The 20,619-nt window shown below is 46.4% G+C and carries 20 protein-coding genes; 14 read left to right on the forward strand and 6 right to left on the reverse strand.

Annotation, left to right across the window (positions count from 1 at the left end; all coding sequences use genetic code 11):
- The 4 genes from M0P91_RS04225 to M0P91_RS04240 all read left to right on the forward strand — a co-directional run.
- Positions 1-1,887, forward strand: a 1,887-nt coding sequence (locus tag M0P91_RS04225; protein WP_295064939.1) for an efflux RND transporter permease subunit, incomplete at its 5' end; no start/stop codon positions are given.
- Positions 1,884-2,189, forward strand: coding sequence for a DUF3240 family protein (locus M0P91_RS04230; protein ID WP_295064941.1), 306 nt, complete (start codon positions 1,884-1,886; stop codon positions 2,187-2,189). The genes M0P91_RS04225 and M0P91_RS04230, both read left to right, overlap by 4 nt.
- Positions 2,190-2,191: 2 nt before the next feature.
- Positions 2,192-2,842 carry a response regulator transcription factor gene (locus tag M0P91_RS04235; protein ID WP_295064943.1) on the forward strand — a complete coding sequence of 217 codons (651 nt, stop codon included), beginning with the start codon at positions 2,192-2,194 and terminating at the stop codon, positions 2,840-2,842.
- Positions 2,829-4,052 carry a hypothetical protein gene (locus tag M0P91_RS04240; RefSeq protein WP_295064945.1) on the forward strand — a complete coding sequence of 408 codons (1,224 nt, stop codon included), beginning with the start codon at positions 2,829-2,831 and terminating at the stop codon, positions 4,050-4,052. The genes M0P91_RS04235 and M0P91_RS04240 overlap by 14 nt, the downstream gene beginning before the upstream one ends.
- Here the strand turns inward: M0P91_RS04240 and M0P91_RS04245 are convergent.
- From M0P91_RS04245 to M0P91_RS04270, 6 genes are all read right to left on the reverse strand, one after another.
- A complete protein-coding gene (locus M0P91_RS04245) occupies positions 4,044-6,080 on the reverse strand; it encodes an EAL domain-containing protein (RefSeq protein ID WP_295064947.1) in 2,037 nt (678 codons plus the stop codon). The two genes, M0P91_RS04240 and M0P91_RS04245, sit on opposite strands and share 9 nt — an antisense overlap.
- The gene (locus tag M0P91_RS04250; protein WP_295064949.1) at positions 6,077-7,009 is read right to left on the reverse strand and encodes a cytochrome c peroxidase; all 933 of its coding nucleotides are present in this window, start codon (positions 7,007-7,009) and stop codon (positions 6,077-6,079) included. The genes M0P91_RS04245 and M0P91_RS04250 overlap by 4 nt, the downstream gene beginning before the upstream one ends.
- A gap of 119 nt (positions 7,010-7,128) precedes the next feature.
- Positions 7,129-7,398 carry a J domain-containing protein gene (locus M0P91_RS04255; RefSeq protein WP_295064951.1) on the reverse strand — a complete coding sequence of 90 codons (270 nt, stop codon included), beginning with the start codon at positions 7,396-7,398 and terminating at the stop codon, positions 7,129-7,131.
- Between the two features lie 33 nt (positions 7,399-7,431).
- Positions 7,432-8,568, reverse strand: a complete 1,137-nt coding sequence (ftsZ, locus tag M0P91_RS04260) for a cell division protein FtsZ (protein ID WP_295064953.1) — start codon at positions 8,566-8,568, stop codon at positions 7,432-7,434.
- Positions 8,569-8,586: 18 nt separating this feature from the next.
- Positions 8,587-9,978 carry a cell division protein FtsA gene (gene ftsA / locus M0P91_RS04265; RefSeq protein ID WP_295064955.1) on the reverse strand — a complete coding sequence of 464 codons (1,392 nt, stop codon included), beginning with the start codon at positions 9,976-9,978 and terminating at the stop codon, positions 8,587-8,589.
- A 2-nt stretch (positions 9,979-9,980) separates the two neighbouring features.
- Positions 9,981-11,447: a peptidylprolyl isomerase gene (locus M0P91_RS04270; protein ID WP_295064957.1), complete on the reverse strand. Its 1,467-nt coding sequence runs from the start codon at positions 11,445-11,447 to the stop codon at positions 9,981-9,983.
- Positions 11,448-11,568: 121 nt separating this feature from the next.
- Here M0P91_RS04270 and M0P91_RS04275 point away from each other — a divergent pair, with 121 nt between their 5' ends.
- The 10 genes from M0P91_RS04275 to M0P91_RS04320 all read left to right on the forward strand — a co-directional run bounded on the left by M0P91_RS04275 (position 11,569) and on the right by M0P91_RS04320 (position 20,608).
- Complete coding sequence (locus tag M0P91_RS04275) at positions 11,569-12,864, forward strand: adenosylmethionine--8-amino-7-oxononanoate transaminase (RefSeq protein WP_295064958.1); 1,296 nt, start codon at positions 11,569-11,571, stop codon at positions 12,862-12,864.
- A gap of 58 nt (positions 12,865-12,922) precedes the next feature.
- Positions 12,923-13,846, forward strand: coding sequence for a 16S rRNA (cytosine(1402)-N(4))-methyltransferase RsmH (gene rsmH / locus M0P91_RS04280; RefSeq protein WP_295064961.1), 924 nt, complete (start codon positions 12,923-12,925; stop codon positions 13,844-13,846).
- Between the two features lie 6 nt (positions 13,847-13,852).
- Positions 13,853-14,131: a hypothetical protein gene (locus tag M0P91_RS04285; protein ID WP_295064963.1), complete on the forward strand. Its 279-nt coding sequence runs from the start codon at positions 13,853-13,855 to the stop codon at positions 14,129-14,131.
- Between the two features lie 674 nt (positions 14,132-14,805).
- Positions 14,806-15,090, forward strand: coding sequence for a DUF2018 family protein (locus M0P91_RS04290; RefSeq protein ID WP_295064965.1), 285 nt, complete (start codon positions 14,806-14,808; stop codon positions 15,088-15,090).
- A gap of 31 nt (positions 15,091-15,121) precedes the next feature.
- Positions 15,122-15,502: a hypothetical protein gene (locus M0P91_RS04295; protein WP_295064967.1), complete on the forward strand. Its 381-nt coding sequence runs from the start codon at positions 15,122-15,124 to the stop codon at positions 15,500-15,502.
- 14 nt (positions 15,503-15,516) lie between these two features.
- Positions 15,517-16,407, forward strand: a complete 891-nt coding sequence (locus M0P91_RS04300; protein WP_295064969.1) for a polyprenyl synthetase family protein — start codon at positions 15,517-15,519, stop codon at positions 16,405-16,407.
- Positions 16,407-17,699, forward strand: coding sequence for a glutamyl-tRNA reductase (gene hemA, locus M0P91_RS04305; protein WP_295064971.1), 1,293 nt, complete (start codon positions 16,407-16,409; stop codon positions 17,697-17,699). The genes M0P91_RS04300 and hemA overlap by 1 nt, the downstream gene beginning before the upstream one ends.
- Positions 17,699-19,402 (forward strand): proline--tRNA ligase, encoded by a 1,704-nt coding sequence (locus M0P91_RS04310; protein WP_295064973.1) that lies wholly within the window; start codon positions 17,699-17,701, stop codon positions 19,400-19,402. The genes hemA and M0P91_RS04310 overlap by 1 nt, the downstream gene beginning before the upstream one ends.
- Positions 19,399-19,818 (forward strand): FxsA family protein, encoded by a 420-nt coding sequence (locus M0P91_RS04315; RefSeq protein ID WP_295064975.1) that lies wholly within the window; start codon positions 19,399-19,401, stop codon positions 19,816-19,818. The genes M0P91_RS04310 and M0P91_RS04315 overlap by 4 nt, the downstream gene beginning before the upstream one ends.
- Complete coding sequence (locus M0P91_RS04320) at positions 19,781-20,608, forward strand: thioredoxin domain-containing protein (protein WP_295064977.1); 828 nt, start codon at positions 19,781-19,783, stop codon at positions 20,606-20,608. Before M0P91_RS04315 ends, M0P91_RS04320 begins: the two co-directional genes overlap by 38 nt.
- Positions 20,609-20,619 lie beyond the last annotated feature (11 nt).

Below are 20,619 nucleotides of genomic sequence, written 5' to 3' on the forward strand. Positions count from 1 at the left end.
TTTGTCGCCTCCGGTGTCGTTGTCGTCGAAAACATCATCGCCCATCTGGGGCAGTCGCATAATAAAAATCTCCCCAAACTCAACATCATCTACCGGGCGACCAAAGAGGTCGCAACGCCGGTCGTATCGGGGATATTGATCATCGCGGTCGTATTCTTGCCGCTGGTTACGCTAGAGGGGATCGAGGGGAAAATGTTCATGCCGGTGGCATTGACGATCATTTTTGCCCTCCTTGCCTCGCTGATCCTCTCGATGACGATGATCCCGGTCCTTTCATCGTATATCCTTAAAGTCGAAGAGGACCACGAATCGTGGATCGTCCGCAAACTGATGGGGGTATACTCTCCGGCACTCGACTGGGCCCTTGCGAACAGCAAAAAAGTGACGCTGGGAGCATTGGGAGCCCTCGTACTGACCGGTGTCCTCTACACCCAGATCGGAAAAACGTTTATGCCGGTCCTCGATGAGGGGGATGTCGTCATTACTGCCGAAACGATCCCCTCCGTCAATCTCGATGCCTCCAAAGCAATCATTTTGCGGTTTCAAAAAGAGATGATGGCCAAAATCCCCGAGATCAAAACCATTGTTGCCCGGAGCGGTTCGGATGAACTGGGACTCGATCCGATGGGGCTGGGGCAAAGCGACGTCTTTTTTGTCCTCAAACCGATGGAGGAGTGGCGGGTACAGGACAAAGAGTGGCTACTGGGGGAAATGCGTCTGATCGCCGATAATTTTCCGGGTATCACCTTCACATTCGGTCAGCCGATCGAAATGCGGATTTCGGAGATGCTGACGGGGGTACGGGGAGACATCGCGATCAAAATCTTCGGAACCGATCTCGATAAACTCAACCAAATCGCCGGACAGATTCAAGCCATACTGGAAAAAACTCCCGGTGGGATCGATGCCTTTACCCCGATCAACGAGGGGATGCAGTACCTCAAAATCGATATCGACCGCCTTGCCGTCGGCAAATTTGGCCTGAACGTCGATGAAGTGCAGGAACTGCTTAAAACCGCACTGGAGGGGAGTCAGATTGGTATCGTCCTCGAAGAGGGGCGCCGTAGCCCTATCCTTGTCCGGGGCGAAACGACGTTTCGTGATTCGGTCTCGGCATTCAGCCAGATGCTTATCGCCCTTCCCAACGGGACCAGCGTCCCGCTTAGCGCACTGGCCAAAATCGAACGGATCGAGGGGCCGGTACTGATCAACCGCGAAAGCGGGATGCGGATGTCGGTGGTACGCAGCAACGTCGAGGGGCGTGATCTCGTCGGATTCGTCGAAGAGGCCCGTGCCAAAGTACTGGCGGAAGTGGAACTCCCCGATGGCTACTACATGAAATGGGGAGGGGAATTTGAAAATCAGCAGCGCGCCGCCGAACGCCTCTCGATTGTCGTTCCGATCGCGATCTCGTTTATCTTTATTATTCTGTTCATTACGTTTAGTTCGATGCGTCAGGCGGGACTGGTTCTGACCAACATCCCCTTTGCGATGATCGGCGGAGTAGTAGCATTGTGGATTTCGGGCGAATATCTCTCCGTACCCGCATCGGTCGGATTTATCGCCCTGATGGGGATTGCGGTTCTCAACGGCGTCGTGATGCTCACCTATTTTAACCAGTTGCGCGCATTAGGCCATCCGGTCGCTATGGTCGTTGTCGAGGGGGCCAAACGGCGTCTGCGTCCGGTCATGATGACCGCCAGTATCGCCGCATTCGGTCTCGTTCCGCTGCTGTTCGCTACCGGACCGGGTTCTGAGATCCAAAAACCGTTGGCCATCGTTGTTATCGGAGGACTGATCACGTCGACACTACTGACATTGATCCTTTTGCCGATATTCTATCGCTGGCTTGAATCCAAACCCCTAAACGAAGAGGAGATCGCATGACACAAGAACGCCAACTGATAACCATCATCGTCACCCCGAATATCGAAGAGACGATTGTTGACTGGCTGCTGGAAAAACCCGGAGTCGATCGGTTCGTCTCCTATCAGGTCAAATCGTACAATAAAGACCACTCCGGCTACTCGCCGCTGGAGAGGGTCACCGGATGGAAGCGCAAAACGGCCCTTCGGGTCCTTTTCCCGTCCGAGCAGATGCCCGAGGTCATCCGAGAATTGAAACTAAACTTTGCCAATTCCGGCATCTACTACCGTGTCACCCCATTTCTGGATGACGGTATCATTTAGCCATGCGTATCCTGATTATCGAAGATGATCCCGATCTGCGTGAACTACTCGAATCGATTCTCACGGTTAATTATTCCGTCGATGCCGTAGGGGATTTGGAGAGTGCGCGCGATTATCTGCGCAGCTACCATTACACGATTCTTTTACTGGACCGTAATCTCTTGGGAAGCGATATCGGCCTTACCCTTATCCAACCCGCAAAAGCAAAAAATCCCCAATGCGGTATCCTCGTCATGAGCGCGTATGGCAACGTTATCGACAAAATCGAAGGGCTCAATCAGGGGGCCGATGACTACATCGAAAAGCCGTTCGACATTGACGAGCTTTTGGCCCGGATCAACGCCCTTGCACGTCGCTTCACCCCCTCAACCCTCTCGTTTGGAACTATTAGCGTCGATACCCTCTCCCAGAGTATCATGGCGGAGGGGAAAACCCTCACCCTCAGCAAAAAAGAGCACGCTATTTTCTTTACCCTTATCGGACGGCTTGGAAATGTCGTTTCACGCGATGAGATACTCAGCAGCATCTACGAGAATCCCGAAAATGTCTCTTCCAATACCATTGACGTCATGATCAACACCCTCCGCAAAAAATTGAATCCCGGTATCATTACAACGATAAAAACCCGAGGATACATGATTGAATACCCTTAAAGCCAAAATAATCGTTTTTTTTCTCCTCACGACATTTTTTATTTTTACCGCATTGACCGTTTTGATCCTGAAAATGGAACGGGAAGACCGGGTTCAGGATCTCACCGGACTGCTGCACCACATTTCATCTGAAATTATCAGCGATCATCTTCAAAATGCGACCCCTTCCACCGGTTTGCACTATCTCAAACGGATAGAACTGATTCAGACCCTCTCCGCCGATAAAGCGCTCAGTAATCCTTTTTTTCAAATTATCCCGAGCCCTACGCCCAAAAATACTCCGGACAATACCATCACGGTCGTTACCAAACTTTCCAACGGCTATTATTTTGTTGCCCGAAGCGATACGCATATCATTGATAAAAATATTCAACGGCTGACAATGACCCTTTATATCCTCTTTTTCGGCGCGCTCAGTTTGCTTACCCTCATGTTTTACATCATTCTTCAAAAACTACTCGATCCGATGGAACAGCTTGCCCGCTCCTGCATTGCGATTGATCTGGAGGGGAAACCGACCCATTTTCCCGTATCGTATGCGAGCGTAGAGATACAGCGGCTGGGTTCAGCGTTGCAAAGCCTTGTCGATAAAATCGCTTTTTTACGGGAAAAAGAGCGGCAAATGTTCAAAGATACGGCACATCAGTTCAAAACCCCTCTGGCAATTCTCAAAGCCCGCCTGGACCGATACGCCCTCGATCCAAAAGGCGACAAAGAGCTGTTTCTCCGGCAGGCAAACGGCGACATCGCAAAACTTCTCAAATATTTAAAAGAGCTTCTGATCGTGCAGGAGAGCCAGATTCCGCAGGATGAAGTCTCAACCTCCATCGATGTACGATCGCTCATTTCCGATCTCTCTGCTTATGCCGCACCGCTGCTGATGCGTAAACACCAGTCGGTGAATCTCTCCGGCAACGATACGTTTACTCTGACGACCCACATCGGAACATTTAAAAAACTGGTTCTGACGATTCTGGAAAACTGTATCAATCATGCACCTGAAAAGTCGACGATCACCATCGTTTTAGACGCTCAGGAGCGACGCATCGTTTTCGGAAACAGTGTCTCTGCGGATAAAGCCCCTGCGCTGTTTAACTCCAATCTCGGATTAAACATTATCCGCGAGCTTTCCGTTTTATTGAATATGGATGTCACGATCGAACGGAGAGAAGAAAAATTTCTCCTCTCCCTCACTGGGGTGTTAGAGTGATGCGGCACGACCGGTATAATATCCTTGTGCATAATCGATCCCGAGCGTTTTGATCATTTCATACGTCTCTTTGTCGCTTGCAAATTCGGCAACCGTTTTAATCCCCGCTTTGCGGGCAAAACCGACAATGGTTTCGACAATCATGACGGCATGAGGGCTGGTCGGGAGATTGCGGATAAGACTGCCGTCGAGTTTGATAATGTCAATATCCAGATTCAGCAGATGGTCGAAATTCGAGTAGCCGCTTCCGAAATCGTCAATAGCGATTTTACACCCGTATCCTTTGGCAATACGGATAAAATCGATCACTTGGGTATAGTCGTCCATCGCCTCGCTTTCCAGAATCTCAAACACGACGCGCGATGCCATATGCGGATAGTGATCCAAGGTTTGCGTTATCATCAAAATCGTTTCATGATCGGTAATATCATCAATGGAGAGGTTAATCGAAAATTCAAACGGGAGATCTTTCATCACCTGAAAACTTTTCTTCACCATAACGCGTGTCAAGGTTGCGTAGTATTTGGACTCTTTGACGACATCGAGATAACCGAAAATCGATTTGATCTCCCCCTCTTCGGTAATGAGACGGGCGAGGGCTTCGTATTTCTCAATTTGACCGGTATGGAGGGAAACAATCGGTTGAAAATAGGGGATAAGGCGATCATGCTCAACCGCATGACGGAGTTCGCGGGTTTTAGTGATATTCTCCCGAACAACTTCCATAAGATTGAGCCCCTCGTGGTAGAGGATCATATCTCGAATGCGATCTTTTTTGATTGATTTGAGGGCCATATCGGCGGTTTCAAGCAGAGGGGAGTGGGTTGATATAGCCAATGTAATGGAGAAGGTTGTCTCAATCCCCTCGATCAGCATCGGTTTACCCTGAAATTCTTTCAAAATAGAGCGGCCCAGTTTTTCCAGATCAATATGATCATGGTACTCAATCACGATTCCGAATTCATCACCGCCGAGACGGTAAAGAAAGGAATTATGCCAGGAGCGGGAGAGAAGTTTCAGCCGCTTTGCCGTTTTGATCAGGATCTGATCGCCCGAAGCGATCCCGTAAAAGTCATTGTAATGTTTAAATTTATCAATATTGACTAAAAACAGGACCGATGAGATTGAGCGTCGAAGCCGATATTCATACGCTTTTCGATTTCCCAAACCGGTTAATCGATCGGTACGGGCATCGATTTCACTTTGAATCAGAAAATAGATGATGAGCCCGAGACTGGAGATATACAAAAAAACCAGAATGTAGGAGAAATAGGTGACCGCATAAAATTCGGTTTGATCTTCCAGCATAAATTGTTTACGTAAAAGCTCCAGACTCTCTTTGGTGTCCGAGTGTTCAAGATGCTCGATAGCCTCTTTGTACAAAGGGAAAAAAGCCCGAAATACTTTGAGATTGCCGATCAATGATGAAGCTATTTGAACCTTTTTCGCTTCTTTGAAATCGTACGATTCAATTGCATGAATCCCTTGATCAAGGTCACCGATCAATTGGGCATCGAGGGAATTTTTGGTCAGAAGTACCGATCCGCTAAGTTTGCTGAACTCTTTTAAAAAACGGAGTTCATCCGGTTTAGTGGTATTGAAAACGGCAACTGCTTCTTGTTTCAGGGCAGGGATGGCCATGGTAGCATTCTTGATCGCTGCATTGGAGGTCTGGAAATCGTAGATGATATCGGTTTTATGGAGAAATGCTTTTTGATAGATTTCAAGTGTTTGGAGGGTGCGCGGATGTTCGTTCGAAAAATTGGGATTTTTACGGAGGGTATCGATAATCCGCTCAACGGCATTGATCTTGGCAATAATCTCATCTTGATTGACGTAGAGAAAAAAACCGCTTCGCAGCACATGATAATCAAGCGATTTTTCAGCTGTCTCAATGGCGTCGATTTGCTCACTGATAAGTTGACGTTTGGAAAAATAGTTTTCAGAAAAGTGTTGAAAATAGAGAAGCCCCAGCAAGGCAATGGTTCCGGCAATCAGTGCGAAGGTGATTTTGAGCGGAAGTTTCATGGAGTGATGGCCTTGATCGGGAGTTCTCCGGTAAGGGTATTTAAAAATGCGATAATAAGGTCGATATCACGATTGCTCATTTGAATCCCGAGATTGTGATAGGACATGGCGGTAATCGCCTCTTTTAGATTGGAGGCACTGCCGTTATGAAAATAGGGGGCGGTGAGGGCAATATTGCGTAATGTCGGAACTTTGAAAACATTTTTATCACTTTCTCGATTGGTTAGGGCATAACGGTCATCCGTAGAGGAATTCCATACCCGAGGGACAATAACACCGAATTTTTGAAAGGAATTGCTTCCGACATTGACACCGTTATGACAGCTGGCACAACCGAGCCGTTTAAACAAAGCGTACCCTTCCTCTTCTTTGGTATCGAGTTGTCCTTCTCCGCGTAAAAAACGGTCAAATTTGCCGTTAGGGGTGATAAGGGTTTTTTCGTATTCCGAAATAACTTCTGCTATATCGCCGATCGTGATGTGTGAGCGTCCGCTGATGGTACGAAAAAGTTTACGATACGAGGCGGATGCATTGACTCTTTGCTCTATTTGAGGGGTTGTCATCCCCATTTCAAGGGGATTGTGCATCGGCCCCGAAGCCTGTTCAAGAAGATTTTTAGCACGGCCGTTCCAAAATTGTGTGAAATTGAAAACGGCATTGAAAACCGTTGGTGACTGCATCCTCCCGTTTTGACGGTCAACGCCGATGGAAAAAACTCTGGGGTCCGCACCGCCGAATTGGAAATCATGACAGGTGATACAGGCAACCGTATAATCTTTGGAGAGGATGGGATCAAAAAAAAGTTTTTTCCCTACCGCTGCTTTAAGGGTGTTATAGGGGATTTTTTGAGGAATGGGGGTAATGGGCTCAGTAGCGAAAACAGCTGTCTGAAGGATAAGTAGAAGAGATACGAAAACCCATTTTGCCATTAAACCCTCTAGTGGATATCTAGCGGCAGTGTAACAATTTAGGGCTTATTATATTATTAAACTTAATTAGAATAATTAAATTAAAAAAATTATATTTTCATCACTTTTGAAATAAAACCTTAACGGCCGCCAAATTTTTTACTCCACCACTCTTGCGGAGTCAGGGTCTGTTCTTTTAAAAAATCTTCATCAAAATTATATTCGTATGCCGAACAGTATTCAAGTAACGTAGCATACGCATCGTTAATCTGTGTACTCATTGCATGTGCCGTTTGGAGATCATCGGGGTGTTTATCGGGATGCCATTGATGCATCAGAACTTTGTAACGGGTTTTAATATCGTGCAGGGTAGCTTTATTGTGAATGCCAAGGAGCGTTTTGGCTTTCACAAGTTTGTCAAAGGAGAGCATGGAATAAAAAAATTAGTCTTTTTGCTGACGCATAAACGTCGGTACATCCAGAAAATCTTCGCTGTAATCGCCGTTTGCGACCATTGCGGGACGGACAACAACACGAGGTTTTGCAGCGGCGGCGGCAAGGAGTTCTTTATTTTCAAATTCGGAATTATTGATCCCCATCGCCGCTTTTTTTTCAAAACCGGTAGCAACGAGAGTGATACGGATAAAATCTTTCGGAAGATTTTCATCCGTAGTCGTACCGAAAATAACGTCAGCCGCTTCGTCCACACTGTTATGGACAACATCCATTGCCGAGCTCAGTTCCATAAACGGAAAATCGGGATGCATGCTGAAGTGGACCAGTACGCCAAGAGCCCCGTTGACCGACATGTTATCAAGCAGCGGGGACTCAATGGCATTTTTAATCGCTTCGTATGCGGCATTTTCACCTTGATATTCACCGACACCCATCAGGGCAAGTCCGCGATGGCTCATGACTGTTTGCAAGTCGGCAAAGTCAAGGTTGATATCATTGTCGCCGCTGGCAAGGATAACACCGGAAGTGCCGCTAACCGCACGGGCAAGGACACTGTCAACAATTTTGAAACTCTCTTTGATTCCGAGTTTCGGATCAATGATCGAGAGAAGTTTGTCGTTGGGGATAACAACGATACAATCCGACTCATTCTTGAGCTCTTGCAATCCGTCCTCAGCCAGTTTAAGACGCTTTTTCCCTTCAAAAGAAAAAGGTTTCGTCACAACGGCAATGGTCAGGGCCCCGACCTCTTTTGCAATCTTGGCAATAATAGGGGCTGCTCCGGTACCCGTCCCTCCGCCGAGTCCTGCGGCAACAAATACAATATCGGCCCCTTCAAGGGCACGGCTAAGATCTTCATAGCTTTCCAACGCCGACTCTTTACCCACTTCGGGTTTCATCCCCGCACCTAACCCTTTGGTCAGTTTGGCTCCCAGCTGAATTTTAACGGCTGCAGAACCTTGTTCAAGCACTTGCGCGTCGGTGTTAGCGATAATGAGCTCAATACCCGGAATGGCTTCTCTTAACATATAGCCGATCATATTGCCGCCGCCGCCGCCGACACCGACCGCTACAATCCGTGCCCCTGTTAAAGTTGTTGATTCCTGAATAGAAAATGGTTCCATGTTTGCTCCTTGACGTGATTAAAATAGTTGAGTTGCCCAATTCCAAAACTTGGAAATCGGGTTGGGTTGATCGGTTTGAACCGGCTTGTTCGAGCCGATATTAACCATCTTGGCATCTTCGTGTCGTCTATCCTCTTTGATCGCATCGACCATCGGGGGTGGAGAAACGGGAGGGTCGAACTCCGGCACTTCTTCATGCACGGGATGGACGTAATGGGCGATCGGTTCTTCGCTTGCATGGCGCATACGCTTATTAACATCGATCTCATAAGGGGTATAACCGCCGGCAGCGTATTTAATCAATCCTACCGCACCGGAGTAGGACGGATCTCTCAGGGTGTCGAACAACCCCCCCATATCGGTGGGTTTTGCGAGACGTACCGGCATGTTGTCTAAAATAGCGACGGCAAGTTCTCGGAGACCTTCGATTTTGGTAAATCCGCCGGTTAATACAACTCCGGCCCCTAAATGGTCTTTCAGACCGCTTTTTTCCAGTGACTGAGCAATAATCATCAGGGTCTCTTCTACCCGTGCATAGATAACGTTATGGACCACCTCAAGGGAGACCTCATGGGTCGTATTCTCATCACCGATGACCGGCAGTTCAATCAGATCGTTACTCGGCGCATACAGCGATCCGTAATTCATTTTAACGTTGTCGGCCGTATGCAACGGCGTGTGCAACGCCATGGAGAGATCGTTGGTGATATGATTCGAACCTACCCCTAAAAAGTCGTTATAGCGGATAGCGTGTCCCGAATGGATAACGATGTTACTCGTATTTCCCCCCATATCGATGACAGCGGCGCCGAGTTCTTTCTCGTCATGATTGAGTACGGCAATGGCGGAAGCATACCCGCTGAGGACCACCCCTTCCACATCTACGCCGGCAGCCTTGACCGCTTTGCGAAGGTTATTGAGATTGCTTTTTTGGTTAGTGATGATATGGGTTTCAACTTCGAGACGTGATGCGTTCATCCCCAGAGGATCTTCAATAAAGTCTTGATCGTCCACTTTAAAGTTATAGGGAAGGGCATGGAGCACTTCGAATTCATTCGGAATGTTGGCGTTATACAATGAGGTGTGCATAACGCGATTGATCTCTTTTAAGGTAATCTCTTTGTTCGGAATATTGACGATGCCGCTTGAATTGAGACTCTTGGTATAGGCGCCGGAGATAGAGACAATGGCACTTTTGAGTTCCGTACCCGCAACCCTTTTGGCATCATTTAGGGCACTTTTGATCGATTTGGAAGCCAGTTCAATATTGGTGATGCTCCCTTTACGGAGCCCTTGAGCTTTTGCAATACCCGCTCCGATAATTTGGGCACTGTTATCGGTTTCGATTTCGGCAATAATGGCACATACCTTGGTGGAGCCGATATCAATCGCTAAAACGGTTCGTTTCAAAATCACATCCCCTCTACATAGATTTCAACCGGATACTTGCTTTCGAGGGTTTTGATCAACCCCGCATCCAGTAAGTTTCCTTTGAGTTTCGCTACGGCGGACTCATCGGCAAGTGCCGAATCCTGAAGCAATTTTTGTTCCAAAACGTTATAAAGAATAACATTGCCGCTCTCTAAGGTAATAAAACCTTGTTTTTGTTTGGAAGAAAACAGTTTCGGGAGAAACTCGGACGCTTCCGACGCTTCGAGTCCCGCTAATTTGGCACTTTGAGAGGCAGTAACAAAATCGCTAACCGTCCCTTGGAATGTTTTATAACTGTTTTGCGCTAACTCTTGAAGTTTTGATTTTTTCGCCTCCGCAAGATAAGCGTTACCCACTTCCGTTTTGGCCTCATCATAGGTTTTTACCGTTGAAGGATTGAGCGACTCAAATTTAACAATGATATATTCATTGCCGACTTTACGCGGTTTAAGAAAGGGTTTTTGCAGGTTCAACGAACCGATCTCTTTGGTGATTTCTGCGCTGTAAGGGGAATCGGCAGTCGTAAAGGTCTGTTTTTGAACGGCTACTTCGGGTTTTAAAGTCCCTTTTTTAAAGTCGATATAGAGACGGAGAGCCTCTTTTTCGGTTGCAGAATCATTTAATGCGGAAATGATTGAGCTGCGTGCTTCGGAAAGTTCGAGAAGTTTCCCTTCGGTGTTTTTAAGAAGGTGGCGGTTTGCCGTATAATAATCATTGATCTCTTTTTCGCTCGGAGTAAGGGTGAGGGGAGACTGGCGGACAACGGACACGGTGTATCCCGGAGCGGTCATAAACTCTTTTTTATGTTGTTCCCAATACCCTTTAAGCGACGCTTCATCGGCACTTAGAGAAATCATCGCCGGTGTAAGCAGTTTATAACTCACTTTATCGGCTACACCGAGGGCACTTGTCAGCGTATTTGTCTCCAACGCTTTATTTTTTGAGGTGAGAAGAGCAAGCGTTTTTTGGATGAGCAGCTCACGGCGGACATTGTTTTCGTACTGCTTTTTCGTCAGTCGGTTCTCTTTCAGTAACTGTTCGTAGAGACTTTTATCAAAAGCTCCCCCTTTTGAGAACATGGACTGAGAGCTAATGGTACGGAGGAGCTCCTCATCTGAAACAATAAGGCCGTAGCTTTCGGCTAGATTGAGAACCAGTGCCTGATTGACAAGCTGCCGCATTGCCTGACGCTGTAAACCGAATTGTTGAGCTTGCTTTTCGTCAAATTTTCCTTGAAAAAGTTGATTGTATTGCTGAAAAAGGGCACTGTAACTCTCTTGAAGTTCTCCGGATGTAATGGAAATATCTCCGACTTTTGCTACAGCACCCGCTTTGTCTCCATAACTGTATTGCCCCCAGCCGACAAAACCGGCTCCAACAAAAGCGATGGTGGAGACCCATATCGTAACGACAAGGTATTTTCGATGGTGTTGCATCCAGGTTATCATAGAAAGCGGCCTTTATATAGTGTAAAATTCAGATATTTTATTAAGTTTACGATTAAACTTGGATGAAACTGTGGTTGACTAACATACGTTATCACATTATAACTCAAATAAAAGGGTTTGGATGAGCAATTTTTCAATGTCGACGCGAGATTTGAATGTAGTGTGGCATCCGTGCACACAGATGAAAGACCACGAGACGATCCCTCTCGTTCCGATAAAACGCGCTGAGGGAGTCTATCTGGAAGATTTTGACGGAAATCGATATATCGATGCGATCAGCAGTTGGTGGGTCAATCTGTTCGGACATTGCAACGCTTATATTAACAGTCAAATTACGGAGCAATTAAATACTCTGGAACACGTTATTCTCGCCGGATTTACCCACGAAAGGGTTATTCGTCTCTCGGAGAGATTGGTTGCGTTGTCGCCGGAGGGGCTAACACGCTGTTTTTATGCCGATAACGGATCGAGTGCGATAGAGGTGGCCCTGAAAATGAGCTATCATGCGCATAAAAACAACGGCGTTGAAAAACCGTTGTTCGTATCATTGAGCGAAAGTTATCACGGAGAGACTCTGGGTGCTTTGGCGGTCGGTGACGTTGCCCTTTATAAAGAGACGTATGAGCCGCTCTTAATCCGTGCCGTTCAAACTCCCTCCCCCTATGATCAGAGTGAAGCGGCTGCGCTGGAAGCGGCGGCCGCTTTTGAAGTACTTTTACATGAAAGAGGGGGTGAGATAGCGGCTTTCATTGTTGAACCGCTGGTGCAGGGGGCAGGGGGGATGCGGATGTATCATCCCCGTTTTTTAACCGAAGCAAAACGATTGTGCGAGGAATTCGGTGTCCATTTTATCGCAGATGAAGTGCTTGTCGGTTTTGGACGGACCGGGACCCTTTTTGCGTGCGAACAAGCCCGAATCACCCCCGATTATCTGGTCCTCTCCAAAGGACTTACAGGGGGGTATCTCCCCCTTTCGGTTGTCCTTACCACCGAAGCGGTTTATAACGCCTTTTATTGTGATTACAATCCGGCACGATCTTTTTTGCATTCCCACAGTTATACCGGGAATGCATTGGCCTGTGCCGCTGCCAATGCGACTCTGGATATTTTTGAACAGCATGATGTTATCGAAACCAATCGTTCTATCGCTTACAGGATGGGGGAACATCTAAAACGTTTCGAGGGGATGCAACATGTTAAAGAGATTCGTCAATGCGGAATGATTGCCGTCGTTGAACTGGAAGGGTTTGCCCCTCAGGAGAGGATCGGATTAAAAATTCATCGCCACTGTCTGGAGAGAGGAGTCCTGATCCGCCCCCTTGGAAATGTGATTTATGTGATGCCCCCTTATGTGATTACTCCGGAGGAACTTCAGATTGTTTTTGATGCGATTGAATCGGCATTGGGTAAAATTTAAACGAGTTGTTAGTGAGCAAGTGATACGATAATATAATTTTTTAAAAGGGCTGCCAAACGTGCAAGAGATCCCCCATATCCCCGTTTTGTATCGTGAAGTGGTCGATGCGTTTTCTTCGTGCAGAGGTGGAAGTGTTATTGATTGTACCATGGGATACGGCGGTCATACCTCGTTGTTATTGGAAAACAATCCGGATATTACCCTGATCGGAATTGATCAGGATCCGACTGCAATCGCTTTTTCAACGCAACGGCTAAAGCCGTTCGGGGAGCGTGTCGAGATCCGTCACGGACGTTTTTCAGAAGTTTCAAAAGCGGTAATGGCCGAAAAAAAAGAAGAGGTATGCGGTGTGTTGGCGGATATAGGGGTCTCCTCCCTTCAGCTCGATCAGCGCGACCGGGGGTTTTCGTACGAAAGCGATACACTCGATATGCGGATGAATCCTAACGCTTTGCTGAGTGCGTACGAAGTGGTCAATGAATATCCACAGAGCGAACTGGAACGGATTTTACGGGAGTACGGCGAAGTAACCAATGCACGTAAAGTGGCCGAAACCATTGTGGCACGCCGTCCGTTCGCCTCGGCAAAAGAGCTTTCCAACGCCATTTTTCATTTGATGCCGAAAGGGAAAAAAATTCACCCCTCCACCTTGGTGATGCAGGCAATACGGATTGAAGTTAATGATGAACTCGGAGAATTGGAACGCCTTTTGGATGCGGTGGAGCACTCTTCCATCAACCGTTTACGCGTAGCTATTATTACCTTTCACTCACTTGAAGATCGTATTGTCAAACAACGTTTCACCGCGTGGGCTAAAAACTGTATCTGCCCCGATGAAGCGATGCGATGCACGTGCGGGAAGAATCATGCGATCGGTAAAATCATCACGAAAAAACCCCTCACCGCTCAGGACGATGAACTTCGCGCCAATTCCCGAAGCAGAAGTGCCAAGTTAAGAATCTTTGAGATAGGGAGAGATTGATACCCTATGAGTGAGAAACATGATATATTGGAAGAGACCCACCTGCTCATCAATCCCGATGAGACGATGGGGCCGATCTTTTTACGTAATGTTTTTGTCGCAATCTTTTTGGTTTTGATTATCGTATTTCCTAAAATTTTTATCAACACCCAGATTTATTTCAAAAGCCGTGAAATTTCCACCCTTTCGCACGAACATGATGCCCTCAAGGAAGAGAACCGGCTGATCCGTGCCAAAGTAGAAGCACTCCGTTACAAGCATAAAGTATTGGACACCCTGTTTTAAAAATCTATTGGCTATCGTTATAGCCCCCCATCTCACTCGGTTTCGCTATGATACTATACTTACGCAAACCCAGCACAGCTGGGTTTGCTATATGCAGTGTTCGATTTCCCTTTTGAAATAGAAGTGGATGAAAATCGGCATATTTGGTTGTTTGTAAAATCTATGGTATAATTTTATCGCTAACAGAATCTTTTCATGTTGTTAATGGAGCGGTAACGCTGAGGCTGAGGGAGTAATTGCCCCTCGGCCTTTTTTTTTACCCTCCAAAAACAGCATGAGAAGGGAGCCTTTATGGATAGAATTCTGTTAGCACTGATTCTATTGTGCATTTTCGCACCGCTGCTGCATTAGCTCAGCGCCGAGGGATTATCTCCCTTGGCTCCCTCTTTTTTTTCGCTCTTGCGGGATCGTCCCCTTTGGAAGCGTTAAATAGCCCGTTTTCAAGGTCGATGTCATCTTGACCAAGGAGCTTGTGTGCGATACAGAGTTTTTTTATTTCGTTCTATGGAATATCTTAAAAAAGCTTTTCTGCAAAGTAATGAAGTAATTCTTATATTATCACTTTTTCATCTCTATTTTTACATTATTGATTTCCTGCCACAGTCCCTATCGCTCTTTTTTACTGAACTAAGAAATCAAATGGTATAATCGACCTTTCAATCTTGGAGGATAAGATGTACAATTTATTTGAAGACGAAGAAGATATTTTCCAAGGTTCGCCGAAAAGCAAATTTTTGGATATTGTTTTCAATGCCAACAGTGATCTGGTCCATAACGAGCTTGCACGGATTATGGAACGGATGGCCGTCATGGAACTGATGCTCCAAGAGCAGTACGGTGAAGATGAGATCGATGAAGTGGTTCGTAAATTTGAATTTGAACGTTCTGCGGACGTTGATATGATGGTAAAAAACCTTTATATCATTTCGGTGGGAAATGTGTTAAGCCGTAACGAATAGTATGGTCGTTCGGGGGGTTTTTCTTTTTTGCATGACGTTGGCGGTTGTTCTAAATGCGGAGCCGCTGAGTGCAGCGAAAAGTTTTACTCTGAAAAAAGACGAAGTCGCGAAGATCATGATAAAAAGCGAAGGGCAGGAACGTCTTTTGACGTTTCGATGGACCCTTTACCGTGATCAACAGCTGGTGGTTCATGAAAGTTTTGATCGGTTTGTCGGACAGCATGTTCTGAATACCGGATATACCAATCAAAGCTTTCGAAAAACCCTCTTGCCGTCGAAAAGAACGATACGAGACATACCGTATGCGTTGGTAGTGTTTAAAAAGTTTGATGAAGCTTCCAAAAGTGCGCAATTGGATCTATTTATAATTGATAAAGAAAAACGTATAATTTTGGATTATTTAACGAAATGATGAAAAGTAGGTAAATGTTGGAACGTGTAGAAACAATTATCTCTCAACTGGTTGATGAGGTCGGCTATGTACGCTCAAATGAGTTTTATGCAAAGCTTGCAGGGGGGAAACGGCTCCGTGCACGTCTGATTCTGGCGATTGCTCCGAATGAACCGGAGGCGCCGAGACTCGGGGCTATCGTAGAACTGATACATGCGGCGAGCCTTCTTCATGATGACGTTATCGATGAGTCGACGCTGCGTCGCGGCGTGCCGTCGATTAATGCGACACACGGCAGTAAAATGGCGATTATGATGGGAGATATTCTTTATTCAAAGGCATTTAGCGCCTTGACTGGCTTTGACTCAAAAATCGCCCGTTCAATTGCCGAATCGGTGACTAATCTTTCGGTAGGGGAGATGATGGACGTAGAGCTGGCGGAGGCATTTAACACTGATCGTCAGCGCTATGAAAAGATGCTCTATCTCAAAACGGCAACTTTGATCGAAGCGTGCGCCTACAGTGCCGCTTTATTAGCTGGTAAAAACGGTGACGCACATGCGCTTTACGGGAAAAATCTCGGACTTGCCTTTCAAATTGTGGACGATATTCTTGATATTACCGCAGATGAAGCAACGCTGGGGAAACCTTCGTTGAATGATTTTTCCGAAGGGAAAACCACGTTGCCTTATATCGATTTGTATGAAGCGCTACCTTCGCAAGATCGCCAATTGCTGATCTCTTATCACGGTAAAATCCTCAATGACGAGCAAAAAAAGTGGATCCGTACCAAGATGGATGAATTCGAGATTATTAGTGCTTCGTATGCGTATGCGCGCAGGGTGTGTGACGAAGCACTCGATGCGATCGGTGAGGACCCCTCTTTGCGTGCCATTATCGAAACCGTTATTCAAAGAAGTCATTAATGCACTATTTAATTATCAGTTTTTCCCATAAAAACTCTACCCTTGCCATTCGAGAAAAGCTTGCATTTGTAGATGAAGCAAAACGGATAGCAGGGATGAGGGAGTTAAGTGATTCTTCATCCGTCAACGAAGTGATGATCCTCTCGACTTGTAACCGTATTGAGATATTTTGCAGCTGCAACGATATAGAAACGGCAACCGAATCAATTTTTTCATTATTAGTGAAACGGTCCAAGTTGGATTCTGAAGAGTTGCGTACCCGTGCGGATATATTTGACGCAGAGGGGTGTATCCATCACCTTTTCAGTGTCGCGAGTTCGCTTGATTCGATGGTCGTGGGAGAGACACAGATCGCGGGGCAGTTAAAGGATGCGTTTAAACTTTCGCAGGATAACGGATTTTCAGGAATAAAGCTTTCCCGAGCCATGAGTTATGCGTTCAAATGCGCCGCAGAGGTGCGTAATGCGACCAATATCTCATCCAAGCCTGTATCGGTTGAGAGTGTTGCGGTTGCAAAGGTTAAAGACAAAGTGGGTGATTTGAGTGGCAAACCTGCCCTTGTGATTGGATCGGGGGAGATGTCGGTTATCACCTGCAAACATTTGGTAGCGCAGGGGGCAAAGGTGACGATGATAAATCGTACCTATGAAAAAGCGGAAACGATTGCGGCAGAGTGCAATGCGCAGGTTCGTCCTTTTGACGAGCTGGAGGATGCCATCAATGAAAACGAATTGCTTTTTACCTCGACGGGATCGATGAGCCCGATTATCACCGACGGAATGATCCGTTCAACCCGTTACAACCGTTTTTGGTTTGATATGGCGGTTCCGCGCGACATCGAATGCAATCCGGATCGATGGGGAATTGAACTTTTTTACGTTGATGACCTCAAAGAGATTGTGTGTGAAAATATCGCTTTACGCGAAGATGAGGCCAAACTCTCCTTTGTGATTGTCAGCCGGCATACGATCGGTTTTTTTGAATGGTTGAAAACCCTCTCCATTGAACCCTTGGTTAAGAGTATGTATGAACGTGCACAGGAGTCTGCAATGCGGGAGTCTGCACGGGTTATTGAGAAAGGGTTTATCCCGAAAGAGTATGAATATGCGGTACAAAAAGCGACGTTTCAGGCGTTAAAACGTTTTTTACATCCGTTTTCAAATCGGATGCGTGACGGATCGGACCCGATGCAAGCCGATACCCTGATAAAATCGATGAGTTTTTTAATGGATAAAGATGAAGGCGAAGAGATGAGCCAAACCAGTTGTAAATTTTACCCAAAAGGAAAATAATGCGTTTTTCAAGAGCCTATATCCCCACAACAAAAGAGTCCCCCAAAGATGCGCAGCTTCCGAGCCATATCTATTTGTCACGGGCCGGATTTGTAGCACAGGTTGCGAGCGGGCTATATAATTTTTTACCGTTGGGAAAACGGGTCCTTCGCAAAATCGAGACGATTATTAATGAAGAGATGGCTGCGTGCGGTGCGTTGGAAGTAGACCTTAGTTTTGTTACCCCTGCGGAGTTGTGGGAAGAGAGCGGACGGATTGAAAAATTCGGTAAAGAGTTGCTCCGTTTTCGGGATCGTAAAGACAATTTGTTTGTTCTGGGACCGACCCATGAGGAGATGATGGTCAGTATTGTTCGCAATCGTGTTACCAGTTATAAACAACTCCCTCTGAATGTTTATCAGATTAAAACCAAATTCAGAGATGAAGCGCGTCCCCGTTTCGGATTGATGCGTGCGCGGGAATTTGTTATGAAAGACGGCTACAGTTTTCATGCGTCGACGGAAGATTTGGATCGTGAATTTGATGCTATGGAAGCGGCGTACAAACGGATTTTAGAGCGACTCGGACTCTCATTTCGTATTGTTGAAGCCGATAGCGGCGCGATCGGAGGGACGGGTTCTAAAGAGCTGATGGTATTGGCGCAAAGCGGGGAAGATACGCTAGCCGTGTGCGATACGTGCGAATACGGCGCGAACGTCGAAGCGGCGCGCCGTGCACCCAGAAGTACGGTTCCCGAAGCTCCGGAAGCCGATTTCGCCAAATTTAAAACTCCGAATATCAAATCGATCGATGATTTGAGTGCTTTTTTTCATACGGATCCGTTTTACACGTTAAAAGCGGTAATCAAACGGGCCGTTTATACGGAGGGGAGTGAACCGGTCTGTTTCTTCATTCGCGGATGCGATGAACTTCAGGAGGTTAAAGCCCGCAACAGCGTCGGTGCGATTGATTTGGTGGATATCACCGAAGAAGAGCTGAGGGAGATCGGACTGGTTCCGGGATTCGTCGGACCGCTTGATCAGGATAAAACCCGGTTCGTCATGGATAACAATACGCGCGATGCAACGTCGATGATCTGTGGAGCCAATGAAACGGATTACCATTTCGTCGGTGTTACTCTAAGCGTGATGAACGAAGCGTCGTTTGCCGATCTCGTTGCCGTTCAAGAAGGGGATGGATGTCCTCATTGCGGCGGTAAGCTTCTTCATACCAAAGGGATTGAAGTAGGGCATATTTTTAAACTGGGAACCGTTTATTCTGCACCGCTCAAAGCGGAATACCTGGATGAGAATGGTCGTTCGCAGCCGTTTATTATGGGAACGTACGGAATGGGGGTCAGCCGGCTGGTTGCTGCGGTGATTGAGCAACACCATGATGAACGCGGATGTATCTGGACCCATGCTACCGCTCCGTATATGGTCAATGTTATGGTTTCCAATATTAAAGAAGAGGCCCATATGGCCTACGCGGAAACCTTGTATCTGGAACTTCAAAGTCGCGGGATTGAAACGATACTGGATGATCGGAAAGAGCGATTCGGTTTCAAAATGTCCGATGCCGAACTCATTGGATTTCCCCTTACCGTTATCATCGGAAAAGAGCTTGAAAACGAGCAAGTTCAGATCATGATCCGCGCGACACGTGAGATCATAACGATCGATGCGGCCGGCATACTGGATAAAATCGAAGAGCTGACGCGATGATCTATTTTTTGATTTACCTTTTTTTAGAGGTGATCATTACCACTAAAGGTGCCTCTGTAATCGGCGGAGGTGCCACATTTGTAGAAATCATTGCGAGCGCAGCGGTGGGGATTTTGATTTTGCTCAATTTTCGCCACGCTTTGGCAGAAAATATCCATGCATTACAAACGCGGCAAATTGATCCGAAAGGGTTTATGCAACAGAATCTATTGGGGCTATTGGGTGCGATTTTATTGATCCTTCCGGGGTTTTTGAGTGATAGCATCGGATTAGTAATGGAAGCTTCTCTGGGGATGAAACTTTTGATTAACCGTTTTTCGAGAAAATATACCCAACCAAACCAAACCAACCAATCAAAAAAGGATGATTATGTTATTGATGCCGAAATTATCAGCGATACTACTCTTCTCCGTTAGCCTTATGGCGGCGACGGATGCCGATGTAGTTACCTTCTTAAAAAAAGGGATAGGGGCAAATCCAAATATCAGCAATCTGCAAATCGAAGTGAACGGGAAAAAAAATATTCCGGATATGAAAGGGTGGCAAGCCTATTTTACCAACATTGAAGCGGATGTAAAGCAGGGTGGAGATACCCGCCATATCGTTCAAAACGGGACCTACTTCATCAACGGTGATTACATTGCATCAGAGTTGACGAATCTCAAAACCGGGAGCCGTCTGAATGACACGATTACACCGGAATTTAGCCCATCGTTTTACGGCAAACACAACCTGATTAGCGGTGATGCCAATGCCAAATACAAAGTGGCAATTTTTTCCGACCCTTTGTGCCCGTTTTGCCGACGCTTTGTCCCCGAAGCGTTAGACTATATGGCCAAATACCCTTCGGTATTCGGTGTCTATTATTACCATCTTCCCCTCTCTTCTCTCCACCCTGCTGCGGAAACGCTGACAAAAGCGGCGATTTCGGCGGAACAGAACGGCATGCATAACGTTGTCGTGGAGTTATACAAAGTCGACGTTAATCCTAACGAAAAAGAGGAGCAAAAAATTCTGGATGCCTTTAACCGAACAATGAAAACCAAAGTGACGCTGAATGATATCCGACGCCCGTCGGTAGTCAGTCAATTTAATTTTGACCAAAAAGTAGCCCAAGCTATGGCAGTTAACGGGACTCCGACCGTCTTTTTTAACGGGCAAAAAGATACAACCAAAACAAAATATAAAGAAGTTAAAGTAAAATAATCATATGATTA

Origin of the sequence: Sulfuricurvum sp., assembly GCF_023229695.1 — a bacterium.
GTDB lineage: Bacteria > Campylobacterota > Campylobacteria > Campylobacterales > Sulfurimonadaceae > Sulfuricurvum.

Coding starts and splice junctions, on each gene's coding strand:
- M0P91_RS04230 (WP_295064941.1), top strand. CDS start 1,884: ATGACACAAGAACGCCAACTGATAACCATCATCGTCACCCCGAATATC.
- M0P91_RS04235 (WP_295064943.1), top strand. CDS start 2,192: ATGCGTATCCTGATTATCGAAGATGATCCCGATCTGCGTGAACTACTC.
- M0P91_RS04245 (WP_295064947.1), bottom strand. CDS start 6,080: ATGAAACTTCCGCTCAAAATCACCTTCGCACTGATTGCCGGAACCATT.
- M0P91_RS04250 (WP_295064949.1), bottom strand. CDS start 7,009: ATGGCAAAATGGGTTTTCGTATCTCTTCTACTTATCCTTCAGACAGCT.
- ftsZ (WP_295064953.1), bottom strand. CDS start 8,568: ATGGAACCATTTTCTATTCAGGAATCAACAACTTTAACAGGGGCACGG.
- M0P91_RS04270 (WP_295064957.1), bottom strand. CDS start 11,447: ATGATAACCTGGATGCAACACCATCGAAAATACCTTGTCGTTACGATA.
- M0P91_RS04275 (WP_295064958.1), top strand. CDS start 11,569: ATGAGCAATTTTTCAATGTCGACGCGAGATTTGAATGTAGTGTGGCAT.
- M0P91_RS04285 (WP_295064963.1), top strand. CDS start 13,853: ATGAGTGAGAAACATGATATATTGGAAGAGACCCACCTGCTCATCAAT.
- M0P91_RS04290 (WP_295064965.1), top strand. CDS start 14,806: ATGTACAATTTATTTGAAGACGAAGAAGATATTTTCCAAGGTTCGCCG.
- M0P91_RS04295 (WP_295064967.1), top strand. CDS start 15,122: ATGACGTTGGCGGTTGTTCTAAATGCGGAGCCGCTGAGTGCAGCGAAA.
- M0P91_RS04300 (WP_295064969.1), top strand. CDS start 15,517: ATGTTGGAACGTGTAGAAACAATTATCTCTCAACTGGTTGATGAGGTC.
- hemA (WP_295064971.1), top strand. CDS start 16,407: ATGCACTATTTAATTATCAGTTTTTCCCATAAAAACTCTACCCTTGCC.
- M0P91_RS04310 (WP_295064973.1), top strand. CDS start 17,699: ATGCGTTTTTCAAGAGCCTATATCCCCACAACAAAAGAGTCCCCCAAA.
- M0P91_RS04315 (WP_295064975.1), top strand. CDS start 19,399: ATGATCTATTTTTTGATTTACCTTTTTTTAGAGGTGATCATTACCACT.
- M0P91_RS04320 (WP_295064977.1), top strand. CDS start 19,781: ATGCCGAAATTATCAGCGATACTACTCTTCTCCGTTAGCCTTATGGCG.